Genomic DNA, 25,796 nt, shown 5'->3' on the forward strand with positions numbered 1-25,796 from the left:
GGGCACGGTACGTTAACCGGAAATGCGGAAGGGCCTTTTGTCCCCATTTTTCCGCGTCTCCAAGGTTTTTCGCGGATGACGGATTCCCGCGGAAAGGGTATGCGAGGTGTATTGGCAGCGATCATAACCTATACAAAAACGATATAATTCGATATACTTATAAAGGCAAAGAGCTGTCATGGAACGGAAGAGTCCGGACATTATAAAGACGCGGCAAGGGAAGGCCTGACGTCATTTTAGAAGAATAGGAAAGTGAAGAGCGATGGGAGAATTAGCATATCCGGGTAATCATATTCCGGATGCGTTCAGAAGTGTTCTGGACGAACTCCCGGGTGGTGTGCTTGTGTATCGGGGGACCCGGGAAAAGGAAATCCTTTATGCAAGCAAGGGCGTCATTCAGATGCTGGAGTGCAAAGATGCGCATGAATTTATCAATTACACTTTCGGCTCATTCCGTCATTTCGTGTATATCGATGATGTAGGCCGCGTGGAACGCGAGATCGAAGAACAGATGCGTTCCGGCAAGGACCTCTATGATTACGTGAATTACAGAGTGAGAACCATCACGGGAAAAATTGTGTACGTGGAAAACTTCGGACGCAGGGTGAAACTGCCCGGCGAAGGAGATGTTTTCTGCGCCTTTGTCATGGACTCTCGTGTCAAGGATCTGACGAGGGACATTGATTCGCTGACGGGATTCCCCGGACAGAAGCGATTCCTGGAACATGCGGGCAATGAACTCAAGCACCGCAGCTTCGATACCGAAGCACCCGAGACGGCAATCCTCTATTTCAATATCAAGAATTTCAAAATGTTCAACGTGCAGTACGGCGGCAAGGAAGGCGACCAGCTGCTGCGTGATGTGGCGGATATACTGAAGGAAGTATTCCCGCATGATTACATCGCGCGTTTTGCTGACGACCATTTCGTCGTACTGACTGACTATGTGGATCTGAGGTTGAGAGCCCGCGAGGTCTATCAGAAGCTTGTGAGCCTCAGAAGCGGCGTACGCCTCGATGCGAAATTCGGCGTGTACCATGTCACCGATTTCAATGTCAATCCGGAGCTTGCCTGCGATCTGGCCAAGCTTGCCTGCGACAGCATCCGCGACTGCCTCGATGTCCATATCCTTGAATATACCGATGAAGTCTGGAATCTGTCCGAACTCAGGAATTATGCTGTCTACCATATTGATGAAGCATTGAAGAACGGATACATCAAGGTCTACTACCAGCCTGTCATGCGTTCCCTTTCCGGCACGCTCTGTGGCCTCGAGGCGCTGGCCCGCTGGGAAGATCCCGAGAAAGGCTTCATTTCGACCGGTATCTTCATCCCGGCCCTCGAAGACAGCCGTCAGATCAGCAAGCTCGATATGTACATGATCGAGCACGTATGCCAGAACTACAGAGAACGCGTCGACCGCGGAGAACCGGTCGTACCCGTTTCCTTCAACCTTTCCCGCATTGACTTCTTCACCTGCGAAGTGCTTGAGGAACTGAACCGCATCACCGACAAGTACCGCGTCCCGCACTACATGCTGAACGTGGAAATCACTGAAAGCGTCTTCGTCCATGACTTCCGTAAGATCAGCGAAGAAATCGACAACTTCCATAAAGCGGGCTTCCAGGTCTGGATGGACGACTTCGGCAGCGGATATTCCTCGCTGAACGTCCTCAAAGACTACAGCTTCGATGAACTGAAGATCGATATGGAATTCCTGGCGCACTTCACCGAAAAAGCGAAGAGCGTCATCGAAAGCACCGTCTGCATGGCCAAGAAAATCGGCGTGCAGACACTCGCTGAAGGCGTCGAAACGAAAGAGCAGCTCGATTTCCTGAAGAGCATTGGATGCGAAAAAATCCAGGGCTACTACTTCGGAAAACCGATGCCCTATGACCACGTCGTCGAACGCATCAAGGAACAGCACTGGACCACGGAAACAAGAGAAATGGCGAAGTACTACGATGCAGCAGGAAGAGAAGATTTCCTGACGAACCGTCCGTTTGCCCTCCTGGAAGACGACGGAACGAAATTCAAATACCTCTTCGTCAATAATGAATTCATGAAATCCCTTGCGACCGCCGGGACGACCTCTACAGGCATGTCCGAGCATACCATCAACGACAATGCCTCGCCGCTTTCCCATCTTTTCAGAAATTTCGCCAATGAAATCGCAGAATCCGGGAAAGAGCAGGTCCTCACCTACACATCCAGGAACCAGTACATGCGCCTCCGCTGCAAGACCATCGCCTCCTGCGGGAATAAGCACATTCACAGGGCTGAACTTATCAACGTCACATTTAACAGTGACCAGCGCCAGCAGGACATGCTCGACGGCCTTGTCAGAAATATCTACTACCTCTACAATACCGTTTTCATCATCAACTTTGACGAAAACTCCTGCAACCCGATCGTCGCCTCCGCCAGCTCCTGGGAATTCCTCCATCAGAAGACCTACGGCCTCGAAGAAGTCCGCATAAGCTACGCAAGACAGAACATCCACCCGGACGATCAGGAACGCTTCCTCGAATTCGTCCGCCTCGATAACATGGAGCAGCGCATTGAAGACAGCCCCGAAGGCATGATCGCCAACTACTTCAGAACCAAAGGCGCCGACGGCAACTTCACCTGGGACGTCCATACCATCATCTCCATCCCGAAGACCAATGGCAAAGTATTCCTCTACACCGCGAAACTCTCGCCCCTGGACGACGAGACCCTCCGCAAACACGTCCTCAAGGAATACATGAAAGCGGATAAACCAGCACTGAAAACAGCCGAAAACAAAGCAGAATAAAAAATAAAAAGAAGGACTGTGGTAAATGGGAAACCATTCATCACAGCCCTTTTTGCGTGGGGAGATGGGCGATAGGAGCGGTGTATTTCTGCGAGCACCGCTAATACTCGCCTCGCCTTCCTAAACGGGGAAGAAGGGCCGTAGGCCGGTTTTGACCTTGCCCTGGGAAGGGAAGGTGTAAACGGATACAGCATTTCCCAGGCCGAAGGCTGGTTTTAGGGTTTCCCAAAGGTGCAGTTAATATAAAAATGCCGGCAAGGTTGATTACCACTGGGGCTTGTTCGTTTCCATCATTAAATGATCCATCTTAAATGTAGCAGCGAGCATTCGCTATCCGGTATGAAGTTATCGTGAAATTATATATCATTCTCATGATATAATCAGAATATACTCATTGAAATATCATTTAATTTTCATGGAGGCCATATGCAAAGAGTGTATAACACTTCATTTCTGAGCCGGACCTGCATTCTGATTGCGGCCCTGCTCGTTTCACTGGTCCTTTCCCTCCGGTTTGGTTCCGTGGGGTTGTCATCGGGAGATGTCATACGGACGGTGGCAGATATGGGTTCAGGGAATGCATCCCTGTCGACTATCATTCTGGATATCCGGCTGCCCCGGAGTATTTTCGCGGCCGTCTGCGGCATGGGGCTGTCTCTTTCGGGGATGGCGCTTCAGACGATCACCCGCAATGATTTGTCAGATCCTTATGTTCTTGGTGTATCGTCCGGCGCCAGTACAGGCGCGGTATCTGTGATCGTTTTGGGCTGGTTCGCCTTCCTCGGGAGCTGGAGTGTGACAGGAGCTGCATTTCTGGGCGCTGCGCTGACTACGGCGCTTGTGATTTTCCTGTCATCCCGCTTCAGCGATCCATCCCGTTTAGTGCTCATAGGTATGGGCATATCGGCATTCTTTGCCGCAGTCACGATGCTGATTGTTTATTATGCACCCCACGAAAGCCAGGTGAGAAGCGCTATGTTCTGGCTGATGGGAAGTCTTTCCGGGATCCAGTGGGAGGACATACCGGCCGTGCTGACTGTATTTCCTGCTGCTTTTCTTCTCTGGTTCTTCCGCTATGATCTCGATGTCCTTCTTCTGGGAGAGTCGGAAGCAGGGCACCTTGGCATGGACATCAAGAAATTCCGTCTGATGGTGATTCTGCTTTCCTCGATCCTTGTGGCAGTGCTTGTCGCCAAAGCGGGAGTTATCGGCTTCATCGGCCTGATTGTTCCGCATATGGCTAGGAAACTGGCCGGTGCAGAGCATGGGAAATTAATCATCATGACCTCGCTCCTCGGGGCACTTGTCATGGTCTGGGCAGATGTTCTGGCAAGAAGCATGGCCGCTCCGTCTGAAATTCCAGTAGGCGTATTGACATCGCTGATGGGCGCTCCGCTCTTCCTGCATATTATCCTGAGAAAGGGGAAAAATCATGATTGAGATCAGACATTTGTCCTTTCAGAGGGGCAGCTGAAGCATCCTGAAGGATATAACGATTTCCGTTGGTGAAGGTGTCACCGGCATCATCGGACCCAATGGCTGCGGGAAAACGACGCTTCTTTCGCATATTTCCAGACGGCTTCCCAGCAAAAACAGAATCTTTATCGATGGACGTCCTATAGAAACGATCGACCGCCGGGAGTATGCCCGCAAAGTGGCTGTCATGCGCCAGAATGAAGACTCGATGGCAGATGAGCTGACGGCAGGATATCTTGTCCTGACAGGAAGATACCCCTATAAGAAGCTCGGGATGGGGTATACGGAAAAGGATCGCGCCATTGCCTCGGAAATGATGAAGAAGCAGGGCGTGTATGACCTGAGGTATAAAGAACTTGGCCAGCTGTCCGGCGGAGAGTGCCAGCGCGTATGGCTGGCCAAAGCTATGGCGCAGGAGCCGGAAATCCTTCTTCTGGATGAACCGACGAACCATCTGGACGTCAAGTACAGGCTCCACCTGATGGAAGAGCTGCCGGATTTCCCGGGCACAGTCATGATCGTGCTGCACGATATTTCACTGGCGCTCCGGTACTGCAGCCATCTCGTCATCATGAAAGAGGGAAAAATCGTAGCGAGTGGCAAGACAGAAGAGACAGCCAGCCGGGAAATCCTGGAGGATGTATTCGAAGTTCCTTTCTATACGGTCAATGGAAAAGACGGAGAATTCTTCTGCTGCTAAGAATAAATTGGCAATCAAAAAAGGCTGTGGACGTCATGTCACAGCCTTTTTGATTGGGAGGGTTCTTCTATTTCGTATTGTGGATTTCTGATGCAATGCGGGTCAATGCATCGACAGTCCTGACACCAGGCGTGATTTCGGAGAGCTTCACGCGGACGAAATGATTTTCCTTGACAGCGTTCACATTCTGCAGGATCGGATTTGCTTTGATCTTTTCTACCTTCTGATCAAAGTCGTCCGTATTGCGGATGCTGTTGCCATAATCAACGATGATGAAGTAATCCGGATTTGCCTTGACTACATTTTCCCAGCTCGTCTTAGCCCATGTCTTGTCGACACCTTGGCCGCTCATGACATTTTCTGCGCCGACCAGTTCCAGCACGTTGGTGGTATAGCCTTCAAATACGGTGAACGGATCGCCGTCTTCAGAGTCGTAAACAAAGACTTTGACCTTTGGCAGATCTTTGAGCTTGGCCTGTACTTCGGACAGTTTCTTTTTCTGGGAATCGATCCATGCGTTGGCACGGTCTTCTACACCAAAAATTTCGCCATACATATGCATATCCTCGAAATTCATGTCCAGTGTTGCGTTTGTGGACTGCATAGACTGGGGAACGTAAATCGGGATACCCTGGGAAATAATCTTTTCAGCAGGGATGCCTCTCTTTGTGAAGGGGACTTCCCATCCGGTCACGAAATCCGGTTTGACAGCCATTAACTGTTCATAGGACGGCCATTTATTGGAGAGAACCGGTACTTTATCGTATGCTGCCTGCAAAGGTTTGTAGATTTCTTCTTCCTTGAAAGCAGTGCCGGCCATATCGTTTTCGACACCCAGGGTAAGAAGCATCTCTGTCGTCGCCTGGGACATGGAAACCGCATGTTTTGGTACGGAGGTGACTCTCATCGTTTCCTTTTTGCCGTCCAGAGTCTCTGTCCATGAGACACTGGAACTGGAGATGGAGCTGGCAGCCCCATTCTTTTCCCCGCCGCATCCTGAAAATGCCAGACAGGCGGTGACTGCCATGGCTAGTGCTGCGATTCTTACGTGTTTAGAATAACCCATATTCCCTCCTCATTGGAAATAATGTCGGTCTAGTCATTGGATTGTTATAAAATTCCAATTTTTATGTTATAAATATCAAATACTTTTCTAATTATATAATATTTGAACTTTAAGGTAAAGATTAACAAAAGAGAATTATTATCAAAAAGGCGAATCATAAGGAGTGAGTTATTTTAAATCCTTCTAATTCCCACATCGTTCCATGCCAATCATGCGTTTTTGTCAAATCAAATTTGTGATTGGCTCTTTTTTTTCATATAATAGACGTATGCGCTCTAAGGCGGGATGCCTTAGACAACTGAAAGAGGATGCGGGAATCTTCTTTCGGGATTTCTTATGGTCAAAGCTCAGCGGATCTTCTGGAAATCTGTCTGAGAAGGAGGAATGTCGAAAGTATGAAAATGGGGTATAAAGGGACAGACCGGATGATCGCCGGGATTGTTTTTGGCGTGATTATGTTCTGGCTTTTCGCACAGGCCATCGTGAATGTCGGACCTGCTGTGCAGGCGGATCTTGGGATTCCGCTGGATACGCTGAATATTGCGGTCAGCCTGACGGCTCTTTTCTCGGGGCTCTTCATCGTGGCCGCCGGAGGTCTGGCGGATAAGATCGGAAGGAAGAAGATTGCTTACCTGGGATTTGTCCTGAGTATCATCGGCTCGTCCTGTCTCGTCCTTTCGCAGGGCGCAGTGCTCCTCATCGCAGGCCGCATTATCCAGGGCCTGTCGGCCGCATGCATCATGCCTTCGACCATTGCTCTCATGAATGCCTATTTCGAAGGAAAAGCCCGTCAGAGAGCCCTGAGCTTCTGGTCCATCGGCTCCTGGGGAGGCGGCGGCATCGCATCGTTTGCGGGCGGTGCCATTGCATCCAGCTTCGGCTGGCGCGGCATCTTTGTCTTTTCCATCATCTTCGCCGTCCTTGGCATGATACTCCTCTGGGCGACGCCGGAAAGCAAAAGAGATTCTGACGAACCCTTCCATTTCGACTTTGCAGGCCTCTCCATCTTCATCGTGACCATGGTCGCACTGAATATATTCATCAACTTCGGCGCTGCCTTTGGCTGGACGAGCGGAAGGACACTCGGCCTTCTTGCCACCATCCTGATCGGCTTTGCCGCATTCGTGAAAGTGGAAAGAAATAAACACAACGCACTCCTCGATTTCAAACTTTTCAGGAGCAAGCCCTATGCCGGCGCCGCTGCGTCGAACTTCCTCCTGAATGCCGTTGCAGGCACGCTGATCGTCGCCAATACCTATGCGCAGGTAGGCCGCGGTTTCACCGCCTTCCAGTCCGGCATGCTCTCCCTCGGCTACCTTGTCGCCGTCCTTGCCATGATCCGCGTCGGAGAAAAGATCCTCCAGAGAGTCGGTGCCAGAAAACCGATGCAGTGGGGCGCCTCCATCACGACAGCCGGCATCGCCATGATGGGACTGACATTCCTCCCGGACCTCACCTATACCGTCGTCGTATTCGTAGGCTTCTGCCTCTTCGGATTTGGCCTCGGCATCTACGCGACCCCGTCCACCGACACCTCCGTCTCCAATGCACCGTCCGACAAAGTCGGCCAGGCAGCCGGCGTCTATAAGATGGCAAGCTCCCTGGGAGGCGCCTTCGGCGTAGCCATCTCCGCCGCCGTTTACGGAGCCTTCGCCGAAAGCACCAACCTCGCCGCCGCAGCTACCGCCGGCATCCTCGTCAACGTCGCCTTCGGACTCCTCGCCATCCTCGCCATCGTCACCCTGATTCCAAGAGGCATCGGAAGAACAGAAGACGAAATGGAAGAAACAGAAATGGCAGTATCAGAATCGTATAACCAGTAAAATCCATAGTAAATCAAAGGAGCTGGGGCTGTGACAAAATGGTTAATCATTTTGCCACAGCCTCTTTTTCTATTGGAATATTCCATTAAAGGATTATCTAACAAATGTATTTATTGGTTCTGTCTGAAAACCACAAAGGACGCTACGCTCGAAAACTACTGTATTCCCGGTCTCCGACCGGACCTTTGGTATGATTCAACAAGAAAGACAGAATAATATCATAAATATATTAGGAGGTCATTCTTATGCCATGTAAAACCAAAGCGTCCCCGGAGGAAATGTTAGACCAGATTGCTTCATATCTCTATCAGGGTGTTACGATTACCCAGGCAGCTGAAAATCTTCATATGAGCCGCATAACATTCAGGAAATGGGTCCTCCGGTATAAAGAGGAGGGCTTTAAGGGATTGCGGCCCAGGCAGCATTTGTCTTACTACTCCAATCAGATGAAGATCCAGGCCGTAAAGGAATATCTTAAAGGCGGTGTTTCCATGCTTTCCGTCTGTGCCAAATACAGAATTTCCGGCACACTCTCCCTTAAAACATGGATTGAGGCGTATAATGAGCATAAGTTGACAGACCTCGTTTCTGAAGGAGGAGATCTTATGGGCAAACGCCAGCAATCGGTCAAGGAAGAGCGAGTCAGAATCGTTCAGGAGTGCATCGCCAGTGGATGCGATTATAACAAGATAGCCAAGAAGTACAACATGTCCTACCAAACGCTCTACACATGGGTAAAAAAGTTCAAGGAAATGGGCGAAGTTGGTCTTGAGGATTACAGAGGAAAGCCGATCAGGCTCCAAACGCCCCGGACCGAAGAAGAACAGCTGCGTCAGGAGAATGCCAGACTTCTTGAAGAACAGAAGGATCTTATAGCAGAGATTGCCCTGCTAAAAAAAAAAGATGGAGATAGAGGAAAGGTTGCGTTCCTCGAAGGATTCAGCCTTACTCACCTTCTCAGAGATTTTAAAGCCATAAAAGAAGTCCATGAAGAAACCAACATCTCCATAGAAAGTCTCTGCCGACTCTCAAAGGTCTCCCGGGCAGCTTATTACGGATGGCTGAATCATATTAAGAGCGGCCGTGAACTGCTGAGAGAAAAGGTCGCACAGGAGGTCATGAAAACCCATCAGGAATATCCGGATATGGGATACCGCCGGATTAACGATTGGATCAAGAAGGATGACAACATCAATATAAATGTAAGCGACAGTCTGGTTCTTCGTATCATGCGGATACTTAATATTAAGTCCGTGATCAAGTACAAGACCGATGGTTGCACTCGTAACGCAAAGGATCCAAAGTACATTTTTGAAAACCTGCTGAACCGTGACTTTGATGCCGGCGTGTCCAATGCAAGATGGATGACGGATGTCACTGAATTCAAGTACACAACTGCTGATGGAGTTTTGCACAAGTTATATTTAAGCGCGATTATTGACGGCCATGATCGCCGGATTGTCTCTTATGTCATCGGCGACAGGAACAATACTGCACTGGCTTTTGAGACAATGGAAAAGGCACTTAAAGAGAATCCTGGAGAACATCCAATGATTCATACCGACCGCGGATTCCAGTATACAAGCAACGGATTCCATAAGATTGTTGAAAAAGCAGGACTGGTTCACAGCATGTCCCGTGTAGGCTGCTGTGCAGACAACGGTCTGATGGAAGGGTTCTGGGGAATGCTGAAGCGCGAACGTTACTACACACGTAAATTCACCAGCCGTAAAGCAGTGGTAAGCATGATCAACGGCTACATCTACTTCTACAACAACAAACGCATTCAGCGCAAATTACATCTTTTAGCTCCAATGGAAGTATTCAACGCAGCTCCAATGGCTGCATGATTAAGATTAAAGTACGATTAGATTTTTTATGATATTTATTTGTCTGTATTAACAAATCCGCACCACCTTCTCCTTTCGGAGCAAGGTTAACACCCTTAAACCTCGCTTCGCTCGAGAAAAAAAGAAGCAGTGTTTTAACGGATTTTGGCACAGCTCCTTTTTTAGTGGAGAAAAGTGTAAGAACAGCACATAAAACCAGACAACCGGACTTCGTCCGTTGGAAATCAACACTATCCGACCCTTTTGAAAATGAACCCCTTTCGGCGCATGCGCGCCACTTTCCCCTAACGGGGACAGCCATGCGATGACAAATTTCACGATTCGTCCATATTTGATCATTGGCTAAAAATTATTTTTGCTGTATATTAAAATCAGGAATATACAATATTGTTATGCTCGGGGGAGCAGGAAGCGGGGGACGCTATGGAAACTTTAAAGCGCTTGTTTTCAATTCATGGAAGAATGAATCGCTGGAAGTCCTTTGTGTGGATGGTGGCATGCAGTGTTCTGTCGGGGGTGATTTCTACCATCATAGAGCTGCTGTTCCTGCCGCTTCCTTTTTCGTTTCCGCTGAATGCGCCATCGATGACGACTTATGTCGTCTTGTCCGGGATTGTTGCTGTCATAGGCCTGATTTTTTCTCTTACGGTTGTGGTGCGGAGGCTCCATGATCTGGGGTATTCGGGATGGTGGGCTGCCGCAGTCTATATCATTACTCCTTTGCTTATCCTTGTGCTGCGGGAGATAGGTGCGATTCTAAGCATGGTGATGCTTCTTGCATACTGTTTGATTTTATTGTTCAAGCGCGGGACGATAGGGCCCAATGAGTACGGTCCCGATCCGCTGGCGGGGGAGGATGAGCCGGTGCCAGTGCCGGAAGATCCGGTTCATGAAGAAGATAAGATGTAATAAAAGAGGGCTGCAGAATGATTGCTCATTTCTGCAGCCCTCTTTTTTAGTGATTAGTCGGTGATGTATGTTTCTGCATCATCGATGAAGGAAATGATATTGAATTGTTTTGTTTCTTCGGGATAACGTTTAGCGGCACGCCGAAGGGCAGCGATAAATTCATGGCTCTGTGAGGCTTCCGCAATTTCTTCAAAAATCTCACTCAGCCATGCGAATTGATCTCCCGTGCATTCATGATCCAGGAAATCAATGGCTTTCGGCATGTCTTCGGTCATGAGCTTGATCATTTTCATAATGACGGGTTCGCGGAAATCCATAATGTAGGTATGTTTTCGTTCTTCGATAAGTGCGTCGTATTCATCTGATATCTTTGACATTTTGCCGGCTCCTTTCCTGGAGGAAATAGAGAAATCTTCGATTCTGTCTCTATTATAGACGGGAAAGGGGAGGGATGCTATATTCTCCAATCAAAAACCCCGCTTTTTCAGGCGGGGCTTTCTTACTACGATCATTTACCTTTTATCTGTCTCTTGTACGGCAGAGGCCTCTGTCACAGTTTCTCAGGAAGTAGAGCAGGTGCTCGATTTCCGGGGTGGAGGGGAGTTCCTGTTCCATTTCTTCTATGGCTTCGTTGAGTTTCAATCCCGAGCGGAAGAGGAGACGGTAGGCTTTCTTGAGGGCGCTCTTGACGTCGGCGGAAATATTATTTCTTGCGATGCCTACGCTGTTCAGTCCTACGACTCTGGCGGGGTTGCCGTCGGCGATGACGAAGGGGCATACGTCCTGGACGATCTTGGACATGCCGCCTACCATGGCGAGGGCTCCTACTTTGACGAACTGGTGGACACCGCTCATGGCACCGATGACGGCGTGGTCTTCGACGGTGACGTGGCCGGCTACGCCTGAGAAGCTGGATACGACGATGTAATCGCCGAAGCAGCTGTTGTGGGCTACGTGGGTGTATGCCTGAAGCATATTGTGAGAACCGATGCGGGTCTCGCAGTTTTCGCCGGTCGCGCGGTGGATGGTGGCGAATTCTCTGATTTCATTTTCGTTCCCGATGACGACGGTGCTGTATTCACCTTTGAATTTCAGGTCCTGCGGCGCTTCTCCGATGACGGCGTGCGGGAAGATGTGATTGTTTTTGCCCATGCGCACGTTTTCCGCAATGACGGCATGGGATTCGATGATGCTGCCTTCTCCGATTTCACACCCAGGGCCAATGACGGCGTACGGTCCGATTTTCACGTTGTGATGCAGGATCGCCGTCGGGTCGATGATGGCCGTCGGATGAATGTCCGGCTCTAGTGGTCTGATAGCTTTGAGTTCCATGATCCATTCCCCATTTCATAAGTAACGTTAAAAATTGACTGTCGGACACTTTCCTATATTATAGACCCGTTTGTCAAATAATTCTGCAATTGTGATAAATTCTCATCATATCATAATCAATGCGATATGGAATCGTGAAAAATTTTACGAATTCGAGACGGTCAGTTTTTGAAGGTCAATGCCGGGGCGGAAATGGCGGGTATTTTGGGCACGAAAAAACCTCCCGGTCGAAAGGGGACGACGGGAGGTTTCTGTATTATCTGTCTCTTGTACGGCAGAGGCCGCGGTCACAGTTCCTGAGGAACCGGAGAAGATGTTCGATTTCCGGAGTGGACGGGAGTTCCTGTTCCATTTCCTGGATGGCATCGTTGAGCTTCAAGCCCGAGCGGAAAATGAGGCGGTATGCTTTTTTGAGCGCGCTCTTGGATTCGGCCGGGATCTTGTTTCTGGCAATGCCGACTGCGTTGAGTCCTACGACTCTGGCCGGGTTGCCGTCAGCGATGACGAAAGGGCATACGTCCTGAACGATCTTGGACATGCCGCCGATCATGGCAAAAGCACCGATCTTGACGAACTGGTGGACGCCGCTCATGGCGCCGATGACGGCATGGTCTTCGACGGTGACGTGGCCGGCAACGCCGGAGAAGCTGGATACGACGATGTGGTCGCCGAAGTTGCTGTTGTGGGCTACGTGGGTATATGCCTGAAGCATGTTGTGAGAACCGATGCGGGTTTCGCAGTTTTCGCCGGTCGCACGGTGGATGGTGGCGAATTCGTGGATGTCGTTTTCATCTCCGATGACGACGGTGCTGTACTCGCCTGCATACTTGAGGTCCTGCGGAGCTTCGCCGATGACGGCGTGCGGGAAGATGTGGTTCTTCTTGCCCATGCGGACGTTTTCTGCGATGACGGCGTGGGATTCAATGATGGTGCCTTCTCCGATTTCGCATCTCGGACCGATGACTACGTAGGGTCCGACGGTGACGTTTTTATGAATGATAGCGGTAGGATCGATAATGGCAGTCGGATGAATCGCCGGATCTATCGGTTTGATCACTTTTAATTCCATGTTCTTATATTTCCCCTTTGTTTTACGGGCGGCCGGGCAGCGGAGCCGGGCGGGTCCCTGAATGATTGTCCATGATTTTGAAATCGGCTGTTTCCTGCTGCGGGGAAGCGGCCTGGACGGTCTTGCTTATTGTTGAGTCTTATTTCTTGGATTTTTCCGGATCCATCAGGTAGAAGATGAAGTCAGCATCTGCTTTGCGGACGCCGTCTACGGTGCCTTCGCAGTGGACTTTGCCCATGCGGCCTTTGATCTTTTCAATGACAGCTTTGGTGACGAGAACGTCTCCCGGTACGACCGGGGAACGGAAGTGGACGCGTTCCATGCCTGTGAACATGGGGATAAGTCCTCTGTTTTCTTCCGGATACTGAAGGGCAACGCCGCCTACCTGAGCCATAGCTTCGCAGATGAGGGCGCCCGGCATGATCGGACGGCCCGGGAAGTGGCCCTGGAAGAACGGTTCATTCATGGTGACGGATTTCTGTCCGATGGCATAGTCCATCGGTACCATTTCCGTGATCTTGTCGACGAGAAGCATCGGATAGCGGTGCGGCAGGATTTCCATGATTTCTTCAACGTTCAGATGTAACTTTTCCTGTGTTTCTTCCATAATAATTTCCTCCTTGAAATGTGGGTGGTGCGTACGGATTTATTCCTTTATTCCTTGAGGTCTTTTTTCAAAGCCTGAAGTTTCTCAGATAGTTCGGCGTTCAGCTTATGGCTGCCGAGGACGGCGATGATGTGCGCATGAAGCGGGCCGACGAGGGAAATGTCTCCCAGGATGTCGAGTATTTTATGACGGACAAGTTCGTCGGGGAAGCGCAGCTGCGAGAGGCATTCGGTCTCGGAGTAAACGACGGCGTTTTCCAATGTGCCGCCTTTGCCAAGGCCCATCTTTCTCATGGCTTCGAGTTCCCATGTAAATCCGATCGTTCTTGCCGGCGCGATTTCTTTCATATAGGAGTCGTGGTCAATCACGACGTCTCTCATCTGTGTTCCCAGAAGAGGATGCGGATTGATCGAGGTGAATGTGATGCGGAGCCCGTCATAGGGAAGGGCTGTGATGAATTTGTTGTCTTCATAGACAGCAGCGCTTGTATCAAGCGTCAGGATCGTGATCATCTCATCCTGAGTTTCAATGCCTGCTTCCTCGACCATGTCGCAGAATGTCTTTGCGGAGCCGTCGCCTACGGGCGGTTCAGGCGAATCCATTTCGATCACGCAGTTGTCGATCTGGAGTGCATAGAGCGCGGAGAGGACATGTTCGACGGTGAAGACCTTGGCTTCGCCTTTTTCCAGTGTCGTTGCGCGCAGCGTATTGGTGATGTACCGGGACTGTGCCGGCACTTCCGGTCCTCCGGGCAGGTCGCTTCGCTTGAAAATGATTCCTGTCCCCGGAGCGGCGGGATGCATGGTCATGGTGACAGGCATGCCGGAGTGGAGCCCCAGGCCCTTGTACGTGACATCTTTCCCGATGGTGTGCTGATTTCTTTTCACAATTTGCTCCCTTTACATTAAATTCCGTTTTACAATTATTTCATTATACCTTGTTTTGTATTTCAGTACAAGTTAAAAGGGCGTAGAAATTAGACAGAGACGGGAGTTTGCCCGTTTTGATATAGATGAATTTCGAAGTAAGGCACGCATGAAATTTTGAGGAAACTGCAATCGTTTCGCGTTTGACCAAGTTGCCTTTCGTGCTATAATCAAATTGAGAAGAGTTTTCATTCATTCGTTTTTGTTATCTGTTGAAAAAGAGACCAGGGGAGGGGATCTTATGAATAATATATTGGTAGGACTCATCATCGCTGTCATTGCAGGCTGGTTCGGATACTGCCTGTACCGCATGTGGCGCGGTGCAAGAGGCGCTGACTGCGCGAGCTGCGCACTTGGCGGTGATTTCGATTACGGCACTTACGGCAAGGAAGTTGTTCCTGAAAAGCCTATGGAAGTCGTGACATCGGCAGGACATCATATCATCGTCGATGAAGAAGCGGCAAGAAGACGCAGGGAACGAATCCGCAAGATGATGGAAGGGAAATAGTTTTCGGGCGGCCGGAGGGCCGCCTTTTTTATACCTTATAGATTCTTATACTGCTTTTATCCCTTTATAGAATCTTATACCACCTTTATCCATTTTCTCTATTCTATGAAATGTTATAATAAAAAGTACGGGAAATCCCCGCGTTACAAAGCCGCTCTCTTTCCTTCCGGCCATGCGCCTGAAGTCTTACGGTCTTTTTCAAAAAAGAATGGAGAAATCTTATGCTTACTAAGGAATTACAGAAGAAACAAGACAATCTGGAGGCATACCTCAAGGAGCTCGGCAGCGTCATGCTGGCGTTCTCCGGCGGCGTGGATTCCACATACCTTATGCATGAAGCTCATAAAGTCCTCGGCGACAAAGCCATGGCTGTCACGATGAATCTCGCATCCGTTCCTGAAAGGGAAGTGGCTGACGCGATGGAATACTGCACGAAGGAAGGCATCCGCCAGAAGGTCATCAAGATGGACCAGTTCGCCATCGAAGGCTTCGCTGAAAATCCGACGAACCGCTGCTATCTCTGCAAGCACTTCCTTTTCAGCACGCTGCAGCAGATTGCCAAAGAAGAAGGCTTCGCTTACGTCATCGACGGGACAAATATGAACGATGCATCGCAGTACAGGCCAGGCCTCACGGCTCTTTCCGAACTCGGCATCAAGAGCCCGCTCCGTCATGCCGGGCTTTACAAGGCAGACATCCGCGCACTTTCCAAAGAAGCCGGCCTTGCCACATGGAGCAAGCCGTCCTTTGCCTGCATGGCGACACGTTTCGTCTACAACGAAGGCATCACAGCCAAGAAGCTTGCGATGGTCGAAGCAGCGGAGAATTTCCTTTTCTCCAAAGGCTTCACGCAGCTCCGCGTCCGCGTGCATGAAGGAAATCTGGCGCGCATCGAAGTGCTCCCGGGAGAACTCTTCAAGCTCTTCAAGCTGCACGATGAAGTCTCCCGCGTATTCAAAGCGATCGGCTTCACGTATGTGACGATGGATCTTCTGGGCTACCGTATGGGAAGCATGGATGAAGTACTCGACAAGGATCAGTTGGAAATGTAAGAAAGCGGTGAGACGATGGATGTCAGGGAAATACTCGAAGAAGTGAAGAAGGGGACAATGGATACGGCAGCGGCCGAAGAACTGCTCCGCGCCAACCCTGCTTCGCGTTCGTATGAGGAAATGGGATATGCAAAGCTCGACACGGACAGAAGAGAAAGGTCCGGCTTTGCCGAGGTCGTATACTGCCAGGGAAAGTCCGACAAGTTCATAGCAGACATTTTCCAGAAGCTCTATGAGCTGGACGGGGAAGTCTTCGGGACGCGCGCCTCTTCCCACCAGTATGAACTCGTGAAAGAGAGGATCCCGGATATTTCCTATGACCCCGTCTCCCATATCCTGAAGAAGGAAAAAGAAGGAAAGGAACGCATCGGATGCGTCGCTGTCTGCACAGGCGGCACGGCGGATATTTCCGTCGCCGAAGAAGCGGCCCAGACGGCTGAATACTTCGGCACGCATGTCGAACGCATTTACGACGTGGGCGTGAGCGGTATCCACAGGATACTTTCCAAGGAAACCTTGGTCAGGAGCGCGAACTGCGTCGTCGCCGTAGCCGGGATGGAAGGGGCACTTGCTTCTGTCATCGGAGGCCTCGTGAAGAATCCCGTCATCGCCGTTCCGACATCGGTCGGCTATGGCGCCAGCTTCCACGGCCTTTCGGCGCTTCTGACGATGATTAATTCCTGCGCGAACGGCATCGTCACAGTCAATATTGATAATGGATTTGGCGCCGGCTACGTGGCGACCCAAATCAACAGGCTTGCAGAAAGGGGAAAAATCAGTGAGTAAAAAATTATATCTGGAAACCGGTTCCGGCATCAGCGGAGATATGTTCGTTGCTGCCATGCTTGATTTGGGCGCTGACCAGGAAGCACTGGAAGCAGCTCTCGCTTCCCTTCCGGTGAAGGGCTTCAAGACAGAAATCTCCCGCGTACAGAAATCCGGCATCGACTGCTGCGACTTCAATGTCATCCTCGATGCAGAACATGAAAACCACGACCATGACATGGCATACCTCTACGGCCCTGATCCGGTCGTTTCTTCCGATGTCCCGGAAGAACACCACCACCATCACGACGAAGAAGGTGAGCACCACTGCCACTGCCATGAAGACGGTGAAGAAGGCCACCATCATCATCACCACCATGATGAAGAAGGTGAACATCATTGCCATTGCCACGAAGAGGGCGAGGAAGGCCACCATCACCATCATGACGAGGAAGGAGAACATCACTGCCACTGCCATGAAGAGGGTGAAGAACATCATCACCATCATGACGAGGAAGGTGAGCACCACTGCCACTGCCATGAAGACGGTGAAGAACACCATCATCATCATGATGAAGAAGAGCATCATTGCCCGCACTTCTATGGCGAGGAGGGCCATCATCACCATCATCATCATGACGAAGAAGAGCATCACTGCCCTCACTTCCATGGTGAGGAAGGCCACCATCATCACCACCATCATGATGAAGAAGAGCATCACTGCCCGCACTTCCATGGTGAAGAGGGCCATCATCATGATCATGACCACGTTCATGGCCATCACCACCATCATGAACACCGCAATCTGGCGGATGTCATGGCGGTCATTGACGGCGCTTCCATGACGGATCATGCCCGTGAAATCGCAAAGAAAATTTTCATGCTCATTGCGGAAGCAGAAGCGAAAGCACACAACCTTCCGATCGATGAGGTTCACTTCCACGAAGTCGGCGCTGTCGATTCCATCGTGGATATCATTTCCGCTGCGGTGTGCTTCGACAGCCTTGGCATTTCCGAAGTCATCGTGCCAAAGCTTTCCGAAGGCACAGGCACTGTCCGCTGCCAGCATGGCCGCCTGCCCGTACCGGTGCCGGCAACGCTGAACATCGTGACCGCCTGCGGCATGCCGCTTGAAATCATGGATGTCAAAGGGGAATTCGTCACCCCGACCGGTGCTGCGATCGCATGCGCACTGGCTACATCCCACACGCTTCCGTCCCTTTTCCGCATCGAATGCATCGGCCTTGGTGCAGGCAAACGTGCTTACACCGAAAGAGCCGGCATTCTCCGCGCACTCCTCATTTCTGACGACCAGGGAGAAGGAGAAAGAGACGAAGTCCTGAAGATTGAAACAGACATCGACGACTGCTCGGGCGAAGTCCTGGGCTACACCCTTGAAAAACTGATGCAGGCAGGGGCTCTCGACGTCCACTACGCACCGGTATTCATGAAGAAGAACCGTCCAGCATGGGAACTGACCGTCATCTGCAAAAAGGAACTCCGTGAAGCTGTCGAAGCTGTCATTTTCCGTGAAACGACGACCATCGGCGTCCGCGAATTCCCAAGCGTCATGCGCGTCATCCTGAAGCGCGAAGAAAGGGAAGTGGCAACACCTTTCGGACCGGCCCGCGTCAAGCAGGTCACATTTTCCGATACCGTCCGCAACTATCCGGAATATGAATCCGTGAAAGCGCTGGCAGAAGAAAACAAACTGCCTTTCACTGAAGTATTTGAAGCTGTCCGCAAAGCGGCAGAACAATTTGATTGATTAAAAAAAGAGCGGCGTGATTGAAAGCCGCCCTTTTCATTGCAGGTCCGGAGGGATCCATCATGCTGACCATTGAGAATTTATATTTTTCCTACACAGGGAGCGCTCCCTGGCTGCTGGAGGATGTCGATTTCCATCTGGCGGGCGGAGAGTATATTTCCATCGTAGGAAATAATGGGAGCGGCAAGAGCACCCTTCTGAAAATCATACTGGGCTTCCTGAAGCCGGTCTCCGGGACGGTCACGCGCCGCGCCCGCCGCATTGGCTACGTGCCGCAGCGGTCCGCCTCGGATGCTTCCTTTCCCATCACCGTGGAAGAAGTCATCCATTCCTACGGGAAACTGCTGCATTTGAAAAAAATCGACGTGGGTCAGGTCCTTTCCGTGACAGGCATGGAAGGGTACAAGAAACAGCTCATGGGAAGCCTCTCGGGCGGCCAGCATCAGAAGGTGCTGATTGCCAGGGCGCTCATGGGAAGTCCTGATCTCCTCATCCTCGATGAACCGTCGACCGGCGTCGACCTGACCAGCCAGCGAGACATCTACAAGGAACTCGATACCCTCCATAAGGACAAGGGCGTCACCATCCTTGCCGTCGAGCACAACCTCGCAGAGGCCGGCAAAGTCTCCGACCGCCTCTACCACGTCGAACACGGACACGGCCACCTCTGCAGTGTCCGCCATTATATAGAAGAATACATAGAAAAGGAGGGCGGCCATGTTTAGTTATACCTTCATGCAGAATGCGCTCATCATTTCCATCTGCATCGCCGTTCTCTGCCCATGCATCGGGCTTTTCCTGGTGCTGAAACGGTACTCGATGATCGGGGATACCCTGGCGCACTCGTCTCTGGCGGGTGTCACGCTCGGGCTTCTCTTCCGGGAGAGTCCCGTCCTCGTTTCCTTCGTCTTCACCGCTTTTGCGGGGATGATGATCGAATTTCTCCGGCAGTATTTCAAGAAATATACCGATCTCATCCTGTCCGTTGTCCTCTCCGTCTCCGTGAGTATCGCTATCACGCTGATCAGCTCCGGGCGTCTCCATGCTAATGCCGATGCCTACCTCTTCGGCTCGATGCTGACGGTCAGCAATGAGGACATGGCGATCACAGGGCTCCTGAGCCTTGCCGCCGTCCTGACGGTCATCCTGAACTACCACCAGCTTCTCTACATCACCTACGATGAAGAAGCAGCGCGCGTTGCCGGCGCGCACGTCAAAGTACTGAATTATGTCTTCGCCTTCCTTGTGGCGGCTGTCATCTCCGTTTCCATCCGATCTGTCGGGATATTAGTCATTACCTCGATGATCACGCTTCCGGTGGCCTCGGCGCTGCAGCTGGGGAAAGGTTTCCGCGCAACCTTCCTCGCCGCGATGGTGTACAGTTTCCTGTCCATACTGGGGGGCTTCTTCGCATCCTATTACATAGGCGCCGCACCGGGCGGCGTCACAGCGCTCTTTGCAGCCGGACTGCTCCTTGTGACGATCCTGGCAAAAAAAGTCCTGCGCTGATGAGTCCGTATTTCCTGGGAGGAAGGAAATGCGTCTCCGGTACTCGGATCCGGCGGCCCGGCCGCCATTAGAAGAAAAAGGAGTATTTCTATCATGAAATTGTGGAAAAAATTGGCTTTAGCAGGCGCGGCAGCTTGCCTCATCATTACAGCAGGCTGTGGCAAGGAAGAGAAACCGGCGGCATCCGCCCCGGCAGGGAAAGTTCCCGTCACCGTATCCTTTGAAGCCATGAAAGAGCTCACGCAGGCCATCGGGGGAGACCGCGTAGCTATCACTGTCGTCATACCGGACGGCACAGAACCCCACGAATTTGAACCAAAAGCATCCGACATGATGCGCGTCAAAGATTCCAAAGTTTTCATCTACAACGGAATGGGCATGGAACGCTGGGCGCCTGAGATGCTCAAGAGCATGAAAGACGGCCCCGTCGCTGTCGTTGCATCCAAGGGAATCGACCCCATCCGCCTGACGGATGAGGATGAAATCAAGGAACACGGCGACTTCGATCCGCACGTCTGGCTCGGACCGGAAGAAGCAAGAAAAGAAGCAAAGAACATCGCAGATGCCCTTGCTGCCGCTTCTCCTGAAAACAAGGAATACTTCGAAAAGAACTATGAGAAGCTCGACAAAGACCTCACGGCTATGACCGAAGAGTACAAAAAGAAACTCTCCACCGGCCACAGCAAAGAACTCGTCGCAGGCCATGCAGCCTTCGGCTACCTCTGCCGTGACTTCGGCCTCACCCAGGCCAGCGTCGAAGACGCATTCGCATCCGGCGAACCGTCCCCGGCCAAACTCGCAGACCTCATCGACTTCTGCAAGAAGCACAACGTCAAGACCATCTTCACCGAAGACATGATCAGCCCGGCCCTGACCGAGACCATCTCCAAAGAAGCCGGCGCCAAAGTCGAAACCCTTGACACCATAGAAAGCGGCGAACAAGACGCAAACTATGTCAAGACCATGAAAGAAAACCTGGAAAAAATCGACAAAGGACTTGCGCTGAACTGATTTGATTGATTTGAGAATTGAAAAAGGAGCCATGGAAATGAGAAGTCATCTCCATGGCTCCTTTTATTTTTTTGATACTATTTCTCCTTTTCAAAAGAAAAATGAATGGTGCTTTATAGCTAACTTTGGCAAGATAAAAGTCAAAAAATCAATAAGTTTAGAACGCGAATATTACGTAAATATGCGGATTTTCAAAAATTGAAAAATAAAAGTCAAAAGTTTTTTAGCACTCTCTTGACTTAAGTGCTAAAAGTGCTATACTATAGTTGTCAGGAGGAAAGGGGTAAGGAAAGAGGCCCTGGGAATCCTAAAAGTTTGACAACGCAAATGCAAGCGCAAAAGGAAAGAGGTCATTATTATGAGAAGCTTGATTCCATTTGATGGTTTGTTTGGTGATACGGTCCTGGATCATTTCTTTGATGATGTTCCGACCATTTACAAAGATTATGTTTCCGTTCCAAAAGCGGATATTGAAGATCTGAAAGATCACTATGAAGTAACCTGTGACATGCCGGGCTACACGAAAGATGAGATTCAGGTCACTTACGAAAACGGTATCCTGTCCCTGTCCGCAAAGAGAGAAGACACGAAGGAAACGAAAGACGCAGATCGTAAGTTTATCCGCCGCGAACGCAGCTCCGCCGGTTTCCAGCGTCAGTTCGCCGTGAGTGGCGTCAAGGAAGAGGGCATCAAAGCCAGCCTGAAGGATGGCGTTTTGAAAGTAGAGCTCCCGAAATCCGGGAAACCTGAAATCGAACCGTCCCATAAAATTCAGATCGACTGACCGGTGAGCCGCATGGGAGATGATTCTCCCGCCGGATGCATATACTCCTGAGGAGGTCCCGGCAAGGACGAAAATCCTTGCCGGGACTTTTTCGCGTCCAGAAAAAAACAGCAGCGCTCAAGGCAGCGCCTGAAGTTATATAAATCTTATATGACAACTTATACATATTTCCTTAGTAGACGATCAAGGGCCCTTTTGACAATGCATCACGCGTCAGAAGAGCCCTTATTTTTGTGGCGATATGTCCCATTTTCTCCGATAAAACCGAAGGTTTCACAGCGTATTCCGGACGCGTGATTAAATGTCTACTTTGTTAACCTATTGTGAACTAAAGTAAATACTGAAATTGACAAATAAACCGTTTATAGAATATACTATTTCATAAAGTGACAGTGCAGATTCCTGCGGTCATTTTACAGGTTAATCTCCAATACCTGGGAAACCATTTTTTTATTCGGGAGGAATTACATATGGAAAGCTCTTGTGAGGAAATCATCCGCCTGGCCAACAAAGTGTTGGACGGGGGAGAGATCACTAGAGAAGAAGCAGGCCGTCTGATCCGTACAAAGGATGAAGATACCATGCTGCTTCTGGCTATGGCAGATAAGATCCGTCAGAAGTACAACGGCAATGCTGTTGACTTCTGCGCCATCATCAATGCGCGCAGCGGACACTGCCAGGAGGACTGCAAATTCTGCGCGCAGTCCGGTCATTACAGGACGGGAGCTACGACTTACCGTCTTTTGCCGGAGGACCAGATTCTGGCCGCTGCCAAGAAAGCCAAGGATGCGGGCGCTGTCCGTTTCTCTCTGGTAACGAGCGGAAGAAATCAGGATAATCCGAATGAATTCGAGGAAATCATCGATGTCGTGAAGAAGATTCACGATCAGGTGGGCATTGAAGTCTGCTGCTCCCTGGGTCTCATCACTGAGGAACAGGCCATCCGTCTTCGCGAAGCAGGCATCACAAGAATCCACTGCAACATCGAAACATCACCGTCCTATTTCCCGGAAATCTGCACCACGCACACGATGGAAGATAAGGAAGACATCATCCAGACAGCGCAGAAGGCAGGCATCCGCGTATGCTCGGGCGGCATCATCGGACTGGGCGAAGACCTCGACCAGCGTGTGGAAATGGCATTCCATCTGAAAAAGCTCCACATCGACTCTGTTCCGTTGAATATCCTCAACCCTGTCGAAGGGACACCGTTCTACACGAACGAACGTCTGGCTCCGCTGGAAGTGCTCCGTACCTTTGCGGTATTCCGCTTCGTACTTCCAAAAGCGCTCATTCGCACAGCAGGCGGACGTGAAGTCAACCTTCGCAGCCTCCAGGCACATGCTCTCTCGGGCGGCCTGAACGGCATCATGGTCGGCGGCTATTTGACCACCGGCGGCAGAAATCCGAGAGAAGACCTGACCATGGTCAACGATCTGGGAAGAAGCAGAACCCAGCCACAGCTTTAAGCCTCAAGGAAATTTCCCGATTTCCGAGGGGTCAGAATTACGCATCTGACGCGTAAGGTTTCACCAAGGAGAGACCCTGTTACTATACAACAGGATGTATTCATTTAAGGAGTGGTCATTCATGGAAAGCGGTTGTGAACAGATTTTAAAAATTACAGACAGAATTCTGGACGGCGGAGAAATCACCGAAGAAGAAGCAAAAGCACTGATTCGTACGACAGACGAAGACACCATGCTTCTTCTGGCATGCGCTGATAAGATCCGTCAGAAATTCTCCGGCAGAAGCGTCGACCTCTGCGCTATCGTCAATGCAAGAAGCGGACGCTGCCAGGAAGACTGCAAGTTCTGCGCCCAGTCTGCCCGTTACGACACAGGCATAGACAACTACACCTTCCTGCCGGAAGAAGAAGTCATGAAAGCAGCCCAGAAAGCGAAAGAAGCAGGCGCTGCCCGCTTCGATATCGTTACCGCAGGCCGTGATCAGAGAAATCCGAAAGACTTCGCAGAAATTCTGCATCTCATCCGCCGTATCCGCACGGAAATCGGCATCGAAGTCTGCTGCTCGCTTGGTTTCCTCACACAGGAACAGGCATACCAGCTCAAAGAAGCCGGCGTAAACCGTCTTCACTGCAACATTGAATCTGCACCTTCCTTCTTCCAGGAAGTCTGCACCACACATACCGCCGAGGAAAAAGCTGAGAACATCCAGCGCGCTCAGAAAGCCGGCATCCGCGTCTGCTGCGGCGGCATCCTCGGTCTGGGCGAAACCCTCGACCAGAGAGTCGAGATGGCTTTCCATCTGAAGAAACTGCACATTGATGCGATTCCGCTCAACGTGCTGAACCCGATTCCGGGAACCCCTTATGAACACAACGAGCCTCTGGCTCCATTGGAAATCCTCCGTTCATTCGCTATGTTCCGCTTCGTGCTTCCAAAAGCACAGATCCGTACAGCAGGCGGCCGCCAGCTGAACCTCAGAAGCCTGCAGTCCATGGCTCTGGCAGGCGGAATGAATGGCGTCATGATCGGCAACTACCTCACCAGCAAGGGCTCCGACCCGCATGATGATCTCACCATGCTGCGCGACCTCGGCCGTACAAGAACCATGCCGAACGTACAGTAAGTGGAAGAGGCATGCCGCAGGGCGTGCCTTTTTCCTTGATCATACCGGGAAGAACCAATGGGAGGGACAATGAATCAGGATATAGCGCTCATTACCGAGTATATGGACAAAGTCCTGGAAGGCGGAGAAATAACAAGGGAAATGGCGGAGAAACTTCTCGACTGCGGGAAGCGCGAACCCTATTTCCTCATCGCATCCGCCGACCGCATCCGCCGCACCTTCTGCGGAGATGAGATGCACTTCTGCAGCGACGTCAACGCAAGAAGCGGACGCTGCAGCGAAAACTGCCGCTTCTGCGCGCAGTCAGGCTGGTACAACACAGGCGTCAAGGAGTATCCGCTCCGCCGTCCTGAAGAACTTCTCAAGGAAGCCCGTCAGGCAGAAGCCTATGGCGCCGAACGATTCGGCATCGTCACCAGCGGGAGAGGCCAGACCGATCCCAAACAATTCGAATCCATCGTCGAAACAGTACGCCTCGTGACACAGCACACCGGACTTTCCGTCTGCTGCTCACTGGGTCTCCTTACCGACGAACAGCTGAAGAGACTCAAGGAAGCAGGCTGCGAAAGAATCCACTGCAACCTGGAAACGTCGAGAGATTATTTCCCCGAAATATGCACCACGCATACCTATGACGAGAAAATGAACCACATCCGCCGCATCCAGGACGCAGGCCTCGACGTCTGCTCCGGAGGCATCTTCGGCCTGGGAGAAACGGAAAAAGACCGCCTCGACATGGCCTTCGCCCTGAAGGAAAGAGGCATCCGCTCCGTCCCCTTAAACATCTTCAACCCGATCCCGGGCACCCCGATGGGAGAAACCAAGCCGCCGCAGCCGCTTGAAATCCTCCGCTACTTCGCCGTCTACCGCTTCATCCTGCCCCACGCCATTATCCGCGTATGCGCAGGAAGAGAAGGAGGCCTCCGCGACATGCAGTCCTTCGCACTCGCCGCCGGCCTCAACGGCGCCATGATAGGAGGCTACCTCACCATCGCCGGCCGTCCCCCGGAAAAGGACAAACAAATGGCACGCGACCTGGGCCGCGTCCTCTAAAATGGGAAAAAAAGAACGCACAGCATTTCGTGCGTTCTTTTTTAGTAGGGAGGGAACAATTAAAACCATTGAAAACCGGACGACCAGCCTGCGGCTGAACACCATACAACCGAGCTGCGCTCGAAGGAAATGCAACTCATCCGCCCGACATCAGAAATTTAGGTCGGGCACCTTCTCTTCCCGAGCAAGGTCAAGTGCA

Annotated in this window: 23 protein-coding genes; 17 read left to right on the forward strand and 6 right to left on the reverse strand. The window is 51.1% G+C overall.

Annotated elements, in window-relative coordinates; genetic code table 11:
- Positions 1 to 262: 262 nt before the first annotated feature.
- The 3 genes from OIM03_02585 to OIM03_02595 all read left to right on the forward strand — a co-directional run bounded on the left by OIM03_02585 (position 263) and on the right by OIM03_02595 (position 4,973).
- A complete protein-coding gene (locus tag OIM03_02585; GenBank protein HJI73161.1) occupies positions 263 to 2,797 on the forward strand; it encodes a GGDEF domain-containing phosphodiesterase in 2,535 nt (844 codons plus the stop codon).
- A gap of 426 nt (positions 2,798 to 3,223) precedes the next feature.
- Entirely contained in the window at positions 3,224 to 4,237 is a 1,014-nt protein-coding gene (locus OIM03_02590) for an iron ABC transporter permease (protein HJI73162.1), read from the forward strand.
- A 55-nt stretch (positions 4,238 to 4,292) separates the two neighbouring features.
- A complete protein-coding gene (locus OIM03_02595) occupies positions 4,293 to 4,973 on the forward strand; it encodes an ABC transporter ATP-binding protein (protein ID HJI73163.1) in 681 nt (226 codons plus the stop codon).
- A gap of 67 nt (positions 4,974 to 5,040) precedes the next feature.
- On the opposite strand, the gene OIM03_02600 is transcribed toward OIM03_02595, so the two are convergent.
- On the reverse strand, positions 5,041 to 6,039 hold the full coding sequence (locus OIM03_02600; protein HJI73164.1) for an ABC transporter substrate-binding protein: 999 nt from the start codon (positions 6,037 to 6,039) through the stop codon (positions 5,041 to 5,043).
- A 395-nt stretch (positions 6,040 to 6,434) separates the two neighbouring features.
- Here OIM03_02600 and OIM03_02605 point away from each other — a divergent pair, with 395 nt between their 5' ends.
- From OIM03_02605 to OIM03_02615, 3 genes are all read left to right on the forward strand, one after another.
- Positions 6,435 to 7,862, forward strand: coding sequence for an MFS transporter (locus OIM03_02605; GenBank protein ID HJI73165.1), 1,428 nt, complete (start codon positions 6,435 to 6,437; stop codon positions 7,860 to 7,862).
- Positions 7,863 to 8,140: 278 nt separating this feature from the next.
- On the forward strand, positions 8,141 to 9,712 hold the full coding sequence (locus tag OIM03_02610; GenBank protein ID HJI73166.1) for an IS3 family transposase: 1,572 nt from the start codon (positions 8,141 to 8,143) through the stop codon (positions 9,710 to 9,712).
- A 423-nt stretch (positions 9,713 to 10,135) separates the two neighbouring features.
- Positions 10,136 to 10,621 carry a DUF805 domain-containing protein gene (locus OIM03_02615; protein ID HJI73167.1) on the forward strand — a complete coding sequence of 162 codons (486 nt, stop codon included), beginning with the start codon at positions 10,136 to 10,138 and terminating at the stop codon, positions 10,619 to 10,621.
- Between the two features lie 53 nt (positions 10,622 to 10,674).
- Here the strand turns inward: OIM03_02615 and OIM03_02620 are convergent, their stop codons facing one another.
- The 5 genes from OIM03_02620 to lpxC form a co-directional block, all read right to left on the reverse strand.
- Positions 10,675 to 10,998, reverse strand: coding sequence for a hypothetical protein (locus tag OIM03_02620; GenBank protein ID HJI73168.1), 324 nt, complete (start codon positions 10,996 to 10,998; stop codon positions 10,675 to 10,677).
- A 142-nt stretch (positions 10,999 to 11,140) separates the two neighbouring features.
- Positions 11,141 to 11,953, reverse strand: a complete 813-nt coding sequence (gene lpxA, locus OIM03_02625) for an acyl-ACP--UDP-N-acetylglucosamine O-acyltransferase (protein HJI73169.1) — start codon at positions 11,951 to 11,953, stop codon at positions 11,141 to 11,143.
- Positions 11,954 to 12,209: 256 nt separating this feature from the next.
- On the reverse strand, positions 12,210 to 13,022 hold the full coding sequence (gene lpxA, locus OIM03_02630; protein HJI73170.1) for an acyl-ACP--UDP-N-acetylglucosamine O-acyltransferase: 813 nt from the start codon (positions 13,020 to 13,022) through the stop codon (positions 12,210 to 12,212).
- A 139-nt stretch (positions 13,023 to 13,161) separates the two neighbouring features.
- A complete protein-coding gene (fabZ, locus tag OIM03_02635) occupies positions 13,162 to 13,629 on the reverse strand; it encodes a 3-hydroxyacyl-ACP dehydratase FabZ (protein ID HJI73171.1) in 468 nt (155 codons plus the stop codon).
- A 47-nt stretch (positions 13,630 to 13,676) separates the two neighbouring features.
- On the reverse strand, positions 13,677 to 14,516 hold the full coding sequence (gene lpxC, locus OIM03_02640; GenBank protein HJI73172.1) for a UDP-3-O-acyl-N-acetylglucosamine deacetylase: 840 nt from the start codon (positions 14,514 to 14,516) through the stop codon (positions 13,677 to 13,679).
- A 280-nt stretch (positions 14,517 to 14,796) separates the two neighbouring features.
- Between lpxC and OIM03_02645 the strand changes: the two genes are divergently transcribed.
- The 11 genes from OIM03_02645 to bioB (OIM03_02695) all read left to right on the forward strand — a co-directional run bounded on the left by OIM03_02645 (position 14,797) and on the right by bioB (OIM03_02695) (position 25,597).
- The gene (locus OIM03_02645) at positions 14,797 to 15,063 is read left to right on the forward strand and encodes a FeoB-associated Cys-rich membrane protein (protein ID HJI73173.1); all 267 of its coding nucleotides are present in this window, start codon (positions 14,797 to 14,799) and stop codon (positions 15,061 to 15,063) included.
- 221 nt (positions 15,064 to 15,284) lie between these two features.
- Positions 15,285 to 16,115: an ATP-dependent sacrificial sulfur transferase LarE gene (gene larE / locus OIM03_02650; GenBank protein HJI73174.1), complete on the forward strand. Its 831-nt coding sequence runs from the start codon at positions 15,285 to 15,287 to the stop codon at positions 16,113 to 16,115.
- 15 nt (positions 16,116 to 16,130) lie between these two features.
- Complete coding sequence (gene larB, locus OIM03_02655) at positions 16,131 to 16,901, forward strand: nickel pincer cofactor biosynthesis protein LarB (protein HJI73175.1); 771 nt, start codon at positions 16,131 to 16,133, stop codon at positions 16,899 to 16,901.
- The gene (larC, locus tag OIM03_02660) at positions 16,894 to 18,648 is read left to right on the forward strand and encodes a nickel pincer cofactor biosynthesis protein LarC (protein ID HJI73176.1); all 1,755 of its coding nucleotides are present in this window, start codon (positions 16,894 to 16,896) and stop codon (positions 18,646 to 18,648) included. Before larB ends, larC begins: the two co-directional genes overlap by 8 nt.
- Before the next feature lie 62 nt (positions 18,649 to 18,710).
- Complete coding sequence (locus OIM03_02665) at positions 18,711 to 19,373, forward strand: metal ABC transporter ATP-binding protein (protein ID HJI73177.1); 663 nt, start codon at positions 18,711 to 18,713, stop codon at positions 19,371 to 19,373.
- Positions 19,366 to 20,157: a metal ABC transporter permease gene (locus OIM03_02670; protein ID HJI73178.1), complete on the forward strand. Its 792-nt coding sequence runs from the start codon at positions 19,366 to 19,368 to the stop codon at positions 20,155 to 20,157. Before OIM03_02665 ends, OIM03_02670 begins: the two co-directional genes overlap by 8 nt.
- A 93-nt stretch (positions 20,158 to 20,250) precedes the next feature.
- On the forward strand, positions 20,251 to 21,168 hold the full coding sequence (locus OIM03_02675; protein ID HJI73179.1) for a zinc ABC transporter substrate-binding protein: 918 nt from the start codon (positions 20,251 to 20,253) through the stop codon (positions 21,166 to 21,168).
- A 358-nt stretch (positions 21,169 to 21,526) separates the two neighbouring features.
- Entirely contained in the window at positions 21,527 to 21,952 is a 426-nt protein-coding gene (locus tag OIM03_02680) for an Hsp20/alpha crystallin family protein (GenBank protein HJI73180.1), read from the forward strand.
- A gap of 470 nt (positions 21,953 to 22,422) precedes the next feature.
- Entirely contained in the window at positions 22,423 to 23,421 is a 999-nt protein-coding gene (bioB, locus tag OIM03_02685; GenBank protein HJI73181.1) for a biotin synthase BioB, read from the forward strand.
- Positions 23,422 to 23,542: 121 nt separating this feature from the next.
- Positions 23,543 to 24,544 carry a biotin synthase BioB gene (gene bioB, locus OIM03_02690; protein HJI73182.1) on the forward strand — a complete coding sequence of 334 codons (1,002 nt, stop codon included), beginning with the start codon at positions 23,543 to 23,545 and terminating at the stop codon, positions 24,542 to 24,544.
- Positions 24,545 to 24,613: 69 nt separating this feature from the next.
- Positions 24,614 to 25,597 (forward strand): biotin synthase BioB, encoded by a 984-nt coding sequence (bioB, locus tag OIM03_02695; GenBank protein HJI73183.1) that lies wholly within the window; start codon positions 24,614 to 24,616, stop codon positions 25,595 to 25,597.
- Positions 25,598 to 25,796: the final 199 nt, after the last annotated feature.

Source organism: Veillonellaceae bacterium, from assembly GCA_025992895.1.
Lineage (GTDB): Bacteria > Bacillota > Negativicutes > Veillonellales > Dialisteraceae > Dialister.

What these genes read in the sequence shown, in the direction of transcription:
- OIM03_02585 (HJI73161.1), top strand. Translation starts at nt 263, where the DNA reads ATGGGAGAATTAGCATATCCGGGTAATCATATTCCGGATGCGTTCAGA.
- OIM03_02590 (HJI73162.1), top strand. Translation starts at nt 3,224, where the DNA reads ATGCAAAGAGTGTATAACACTTCATTTCTGAGCCGGACCTGCATTCTG.
- OIM03_02600 (HJI73164.1), bottom strand. Translation starts at nt 6,039, where the DNA reads ATGGGTTATTCTAAACACGTAAGAATCGCAGCACTAGCCATGGCAGTC.
- OIM03_02605 (HJI73165.1), top strand. Translation starts at nt 6,435, where the DNA reads ATGAAAATGGGGTATAAAGGGACAGACCGGATGATCGCCGGGATTGTT.
- OIM03_02610 (HJI73166.1), top strand. Translation starts at nt 8,141, where the DNA reads ATGTTAGACCAGATTGCTTCATATCTCTATCAGGGTGTTACGATTACC.
- OIM03_02615 (HJI73167.1), top strand. Translation starts at nt 10,136, where the DNA reads ATGGAAACTTTAAAGCGCTTGTTTTCAATTCATGGAAGAATGAATCGC.
- OIM03_02620 (HJI73168.1), bottom strand. Translation starts at nt 10,998, where the DNA reads ATGTCAAAGATATCAGATGAATACGACGCACTTATCGAAGAACGAAAA.
- lpxA (HJI73169.1), bottom strand. Translation starts at nt 11,953, where the DNA reads ATGGAACTCAAAGCTATCAGACCACTAGAGCCGGACATTCATCCGACG.
- lpxA (HJI73170.1), bottom strand. Translation starts at nt 13,022, where the DNA reads ATGGAATTAAAAGTGATCAAACCGATAGATCCGGCGATTCATCCGACT.
- fabZ (HJI73171.1), bottom strand. Translation starts at nt 13,629, where the DNA reads ATGGAAGAAACACAGGAAAAGTTACATCTGAACGTTGAAGAAATCATG.
- OIM03_02645 (HJI73173.1), top strand. Translation starts at nt 14,797, where the DNA reads ATGAATAATATATTGGTAGGACTCATCATCGCTGTCATTGCAGGCTGG.
- larE (HJI73174.1), top strand. Translation starts at nt 15,285, where the DNA reads ATGCTTACTAAGGAATTACAGAAGAAACAAGACAATCTGGAGGCATAC.
- larB (HJI73175.1), top strand. Translation starts at nt 16,131, where the DNA reads ATGGATGTCAGGGAAATACTCGAAGAAGTGAAGAAGGGGACAATGGAT.
- OIM03_02665 (HJI73177.1), top strand. Translation starts at nt 18,711, where the DNA reads ATGCTGACCATTGAGAATTTATATTTTTCCTACACAGGGAGCGCTCCC.
- OIM03_02670 (HJI73178.1), top strand. Translation starts at nt 19,366, where the DNA reads ATGTTTAGTTATACCTTCATGCAGAATGCGCTCATCATTTCCATCTGC.
- OIM03_02675 (HJI73179.1), top strand. Translation starts at nt 20,251, where the DNA reads ATGAAATTGTGGAAAAAATTGGCTTTAGCAGGCGCGGCAGCTTGCCTC.
- OIM03_02680 (HJI73180.1), top strand. Translation starts at nt 21,527, where the DNA reads ATGAGAAGCTTGATTCCATTTGATGGTTTGTTTGGTGATACGGTCCTG.
- bioB (HJI73181.1), top strand. Translation starts at nt 22,423, where the DNA reads ATGGAAAGCTCTTGTGAGGAAATCATCCGCCTGGCCAACAAAGTGTTG.
- bioB (HJI73182.1), top strand. Translation starts at nt 23,543, where the DNA reads ATGGAAAGCGGTTGTGAACAGATTTTAAAAATTACAGACAGAATTCTG.
- bioB (HJI73183.1), top strand. Translation starts at nt 24,614, where the DNA reads ATGAATCAGGATATAGCGCTCATTACCGAGTATATGGACAAAGTCCTG.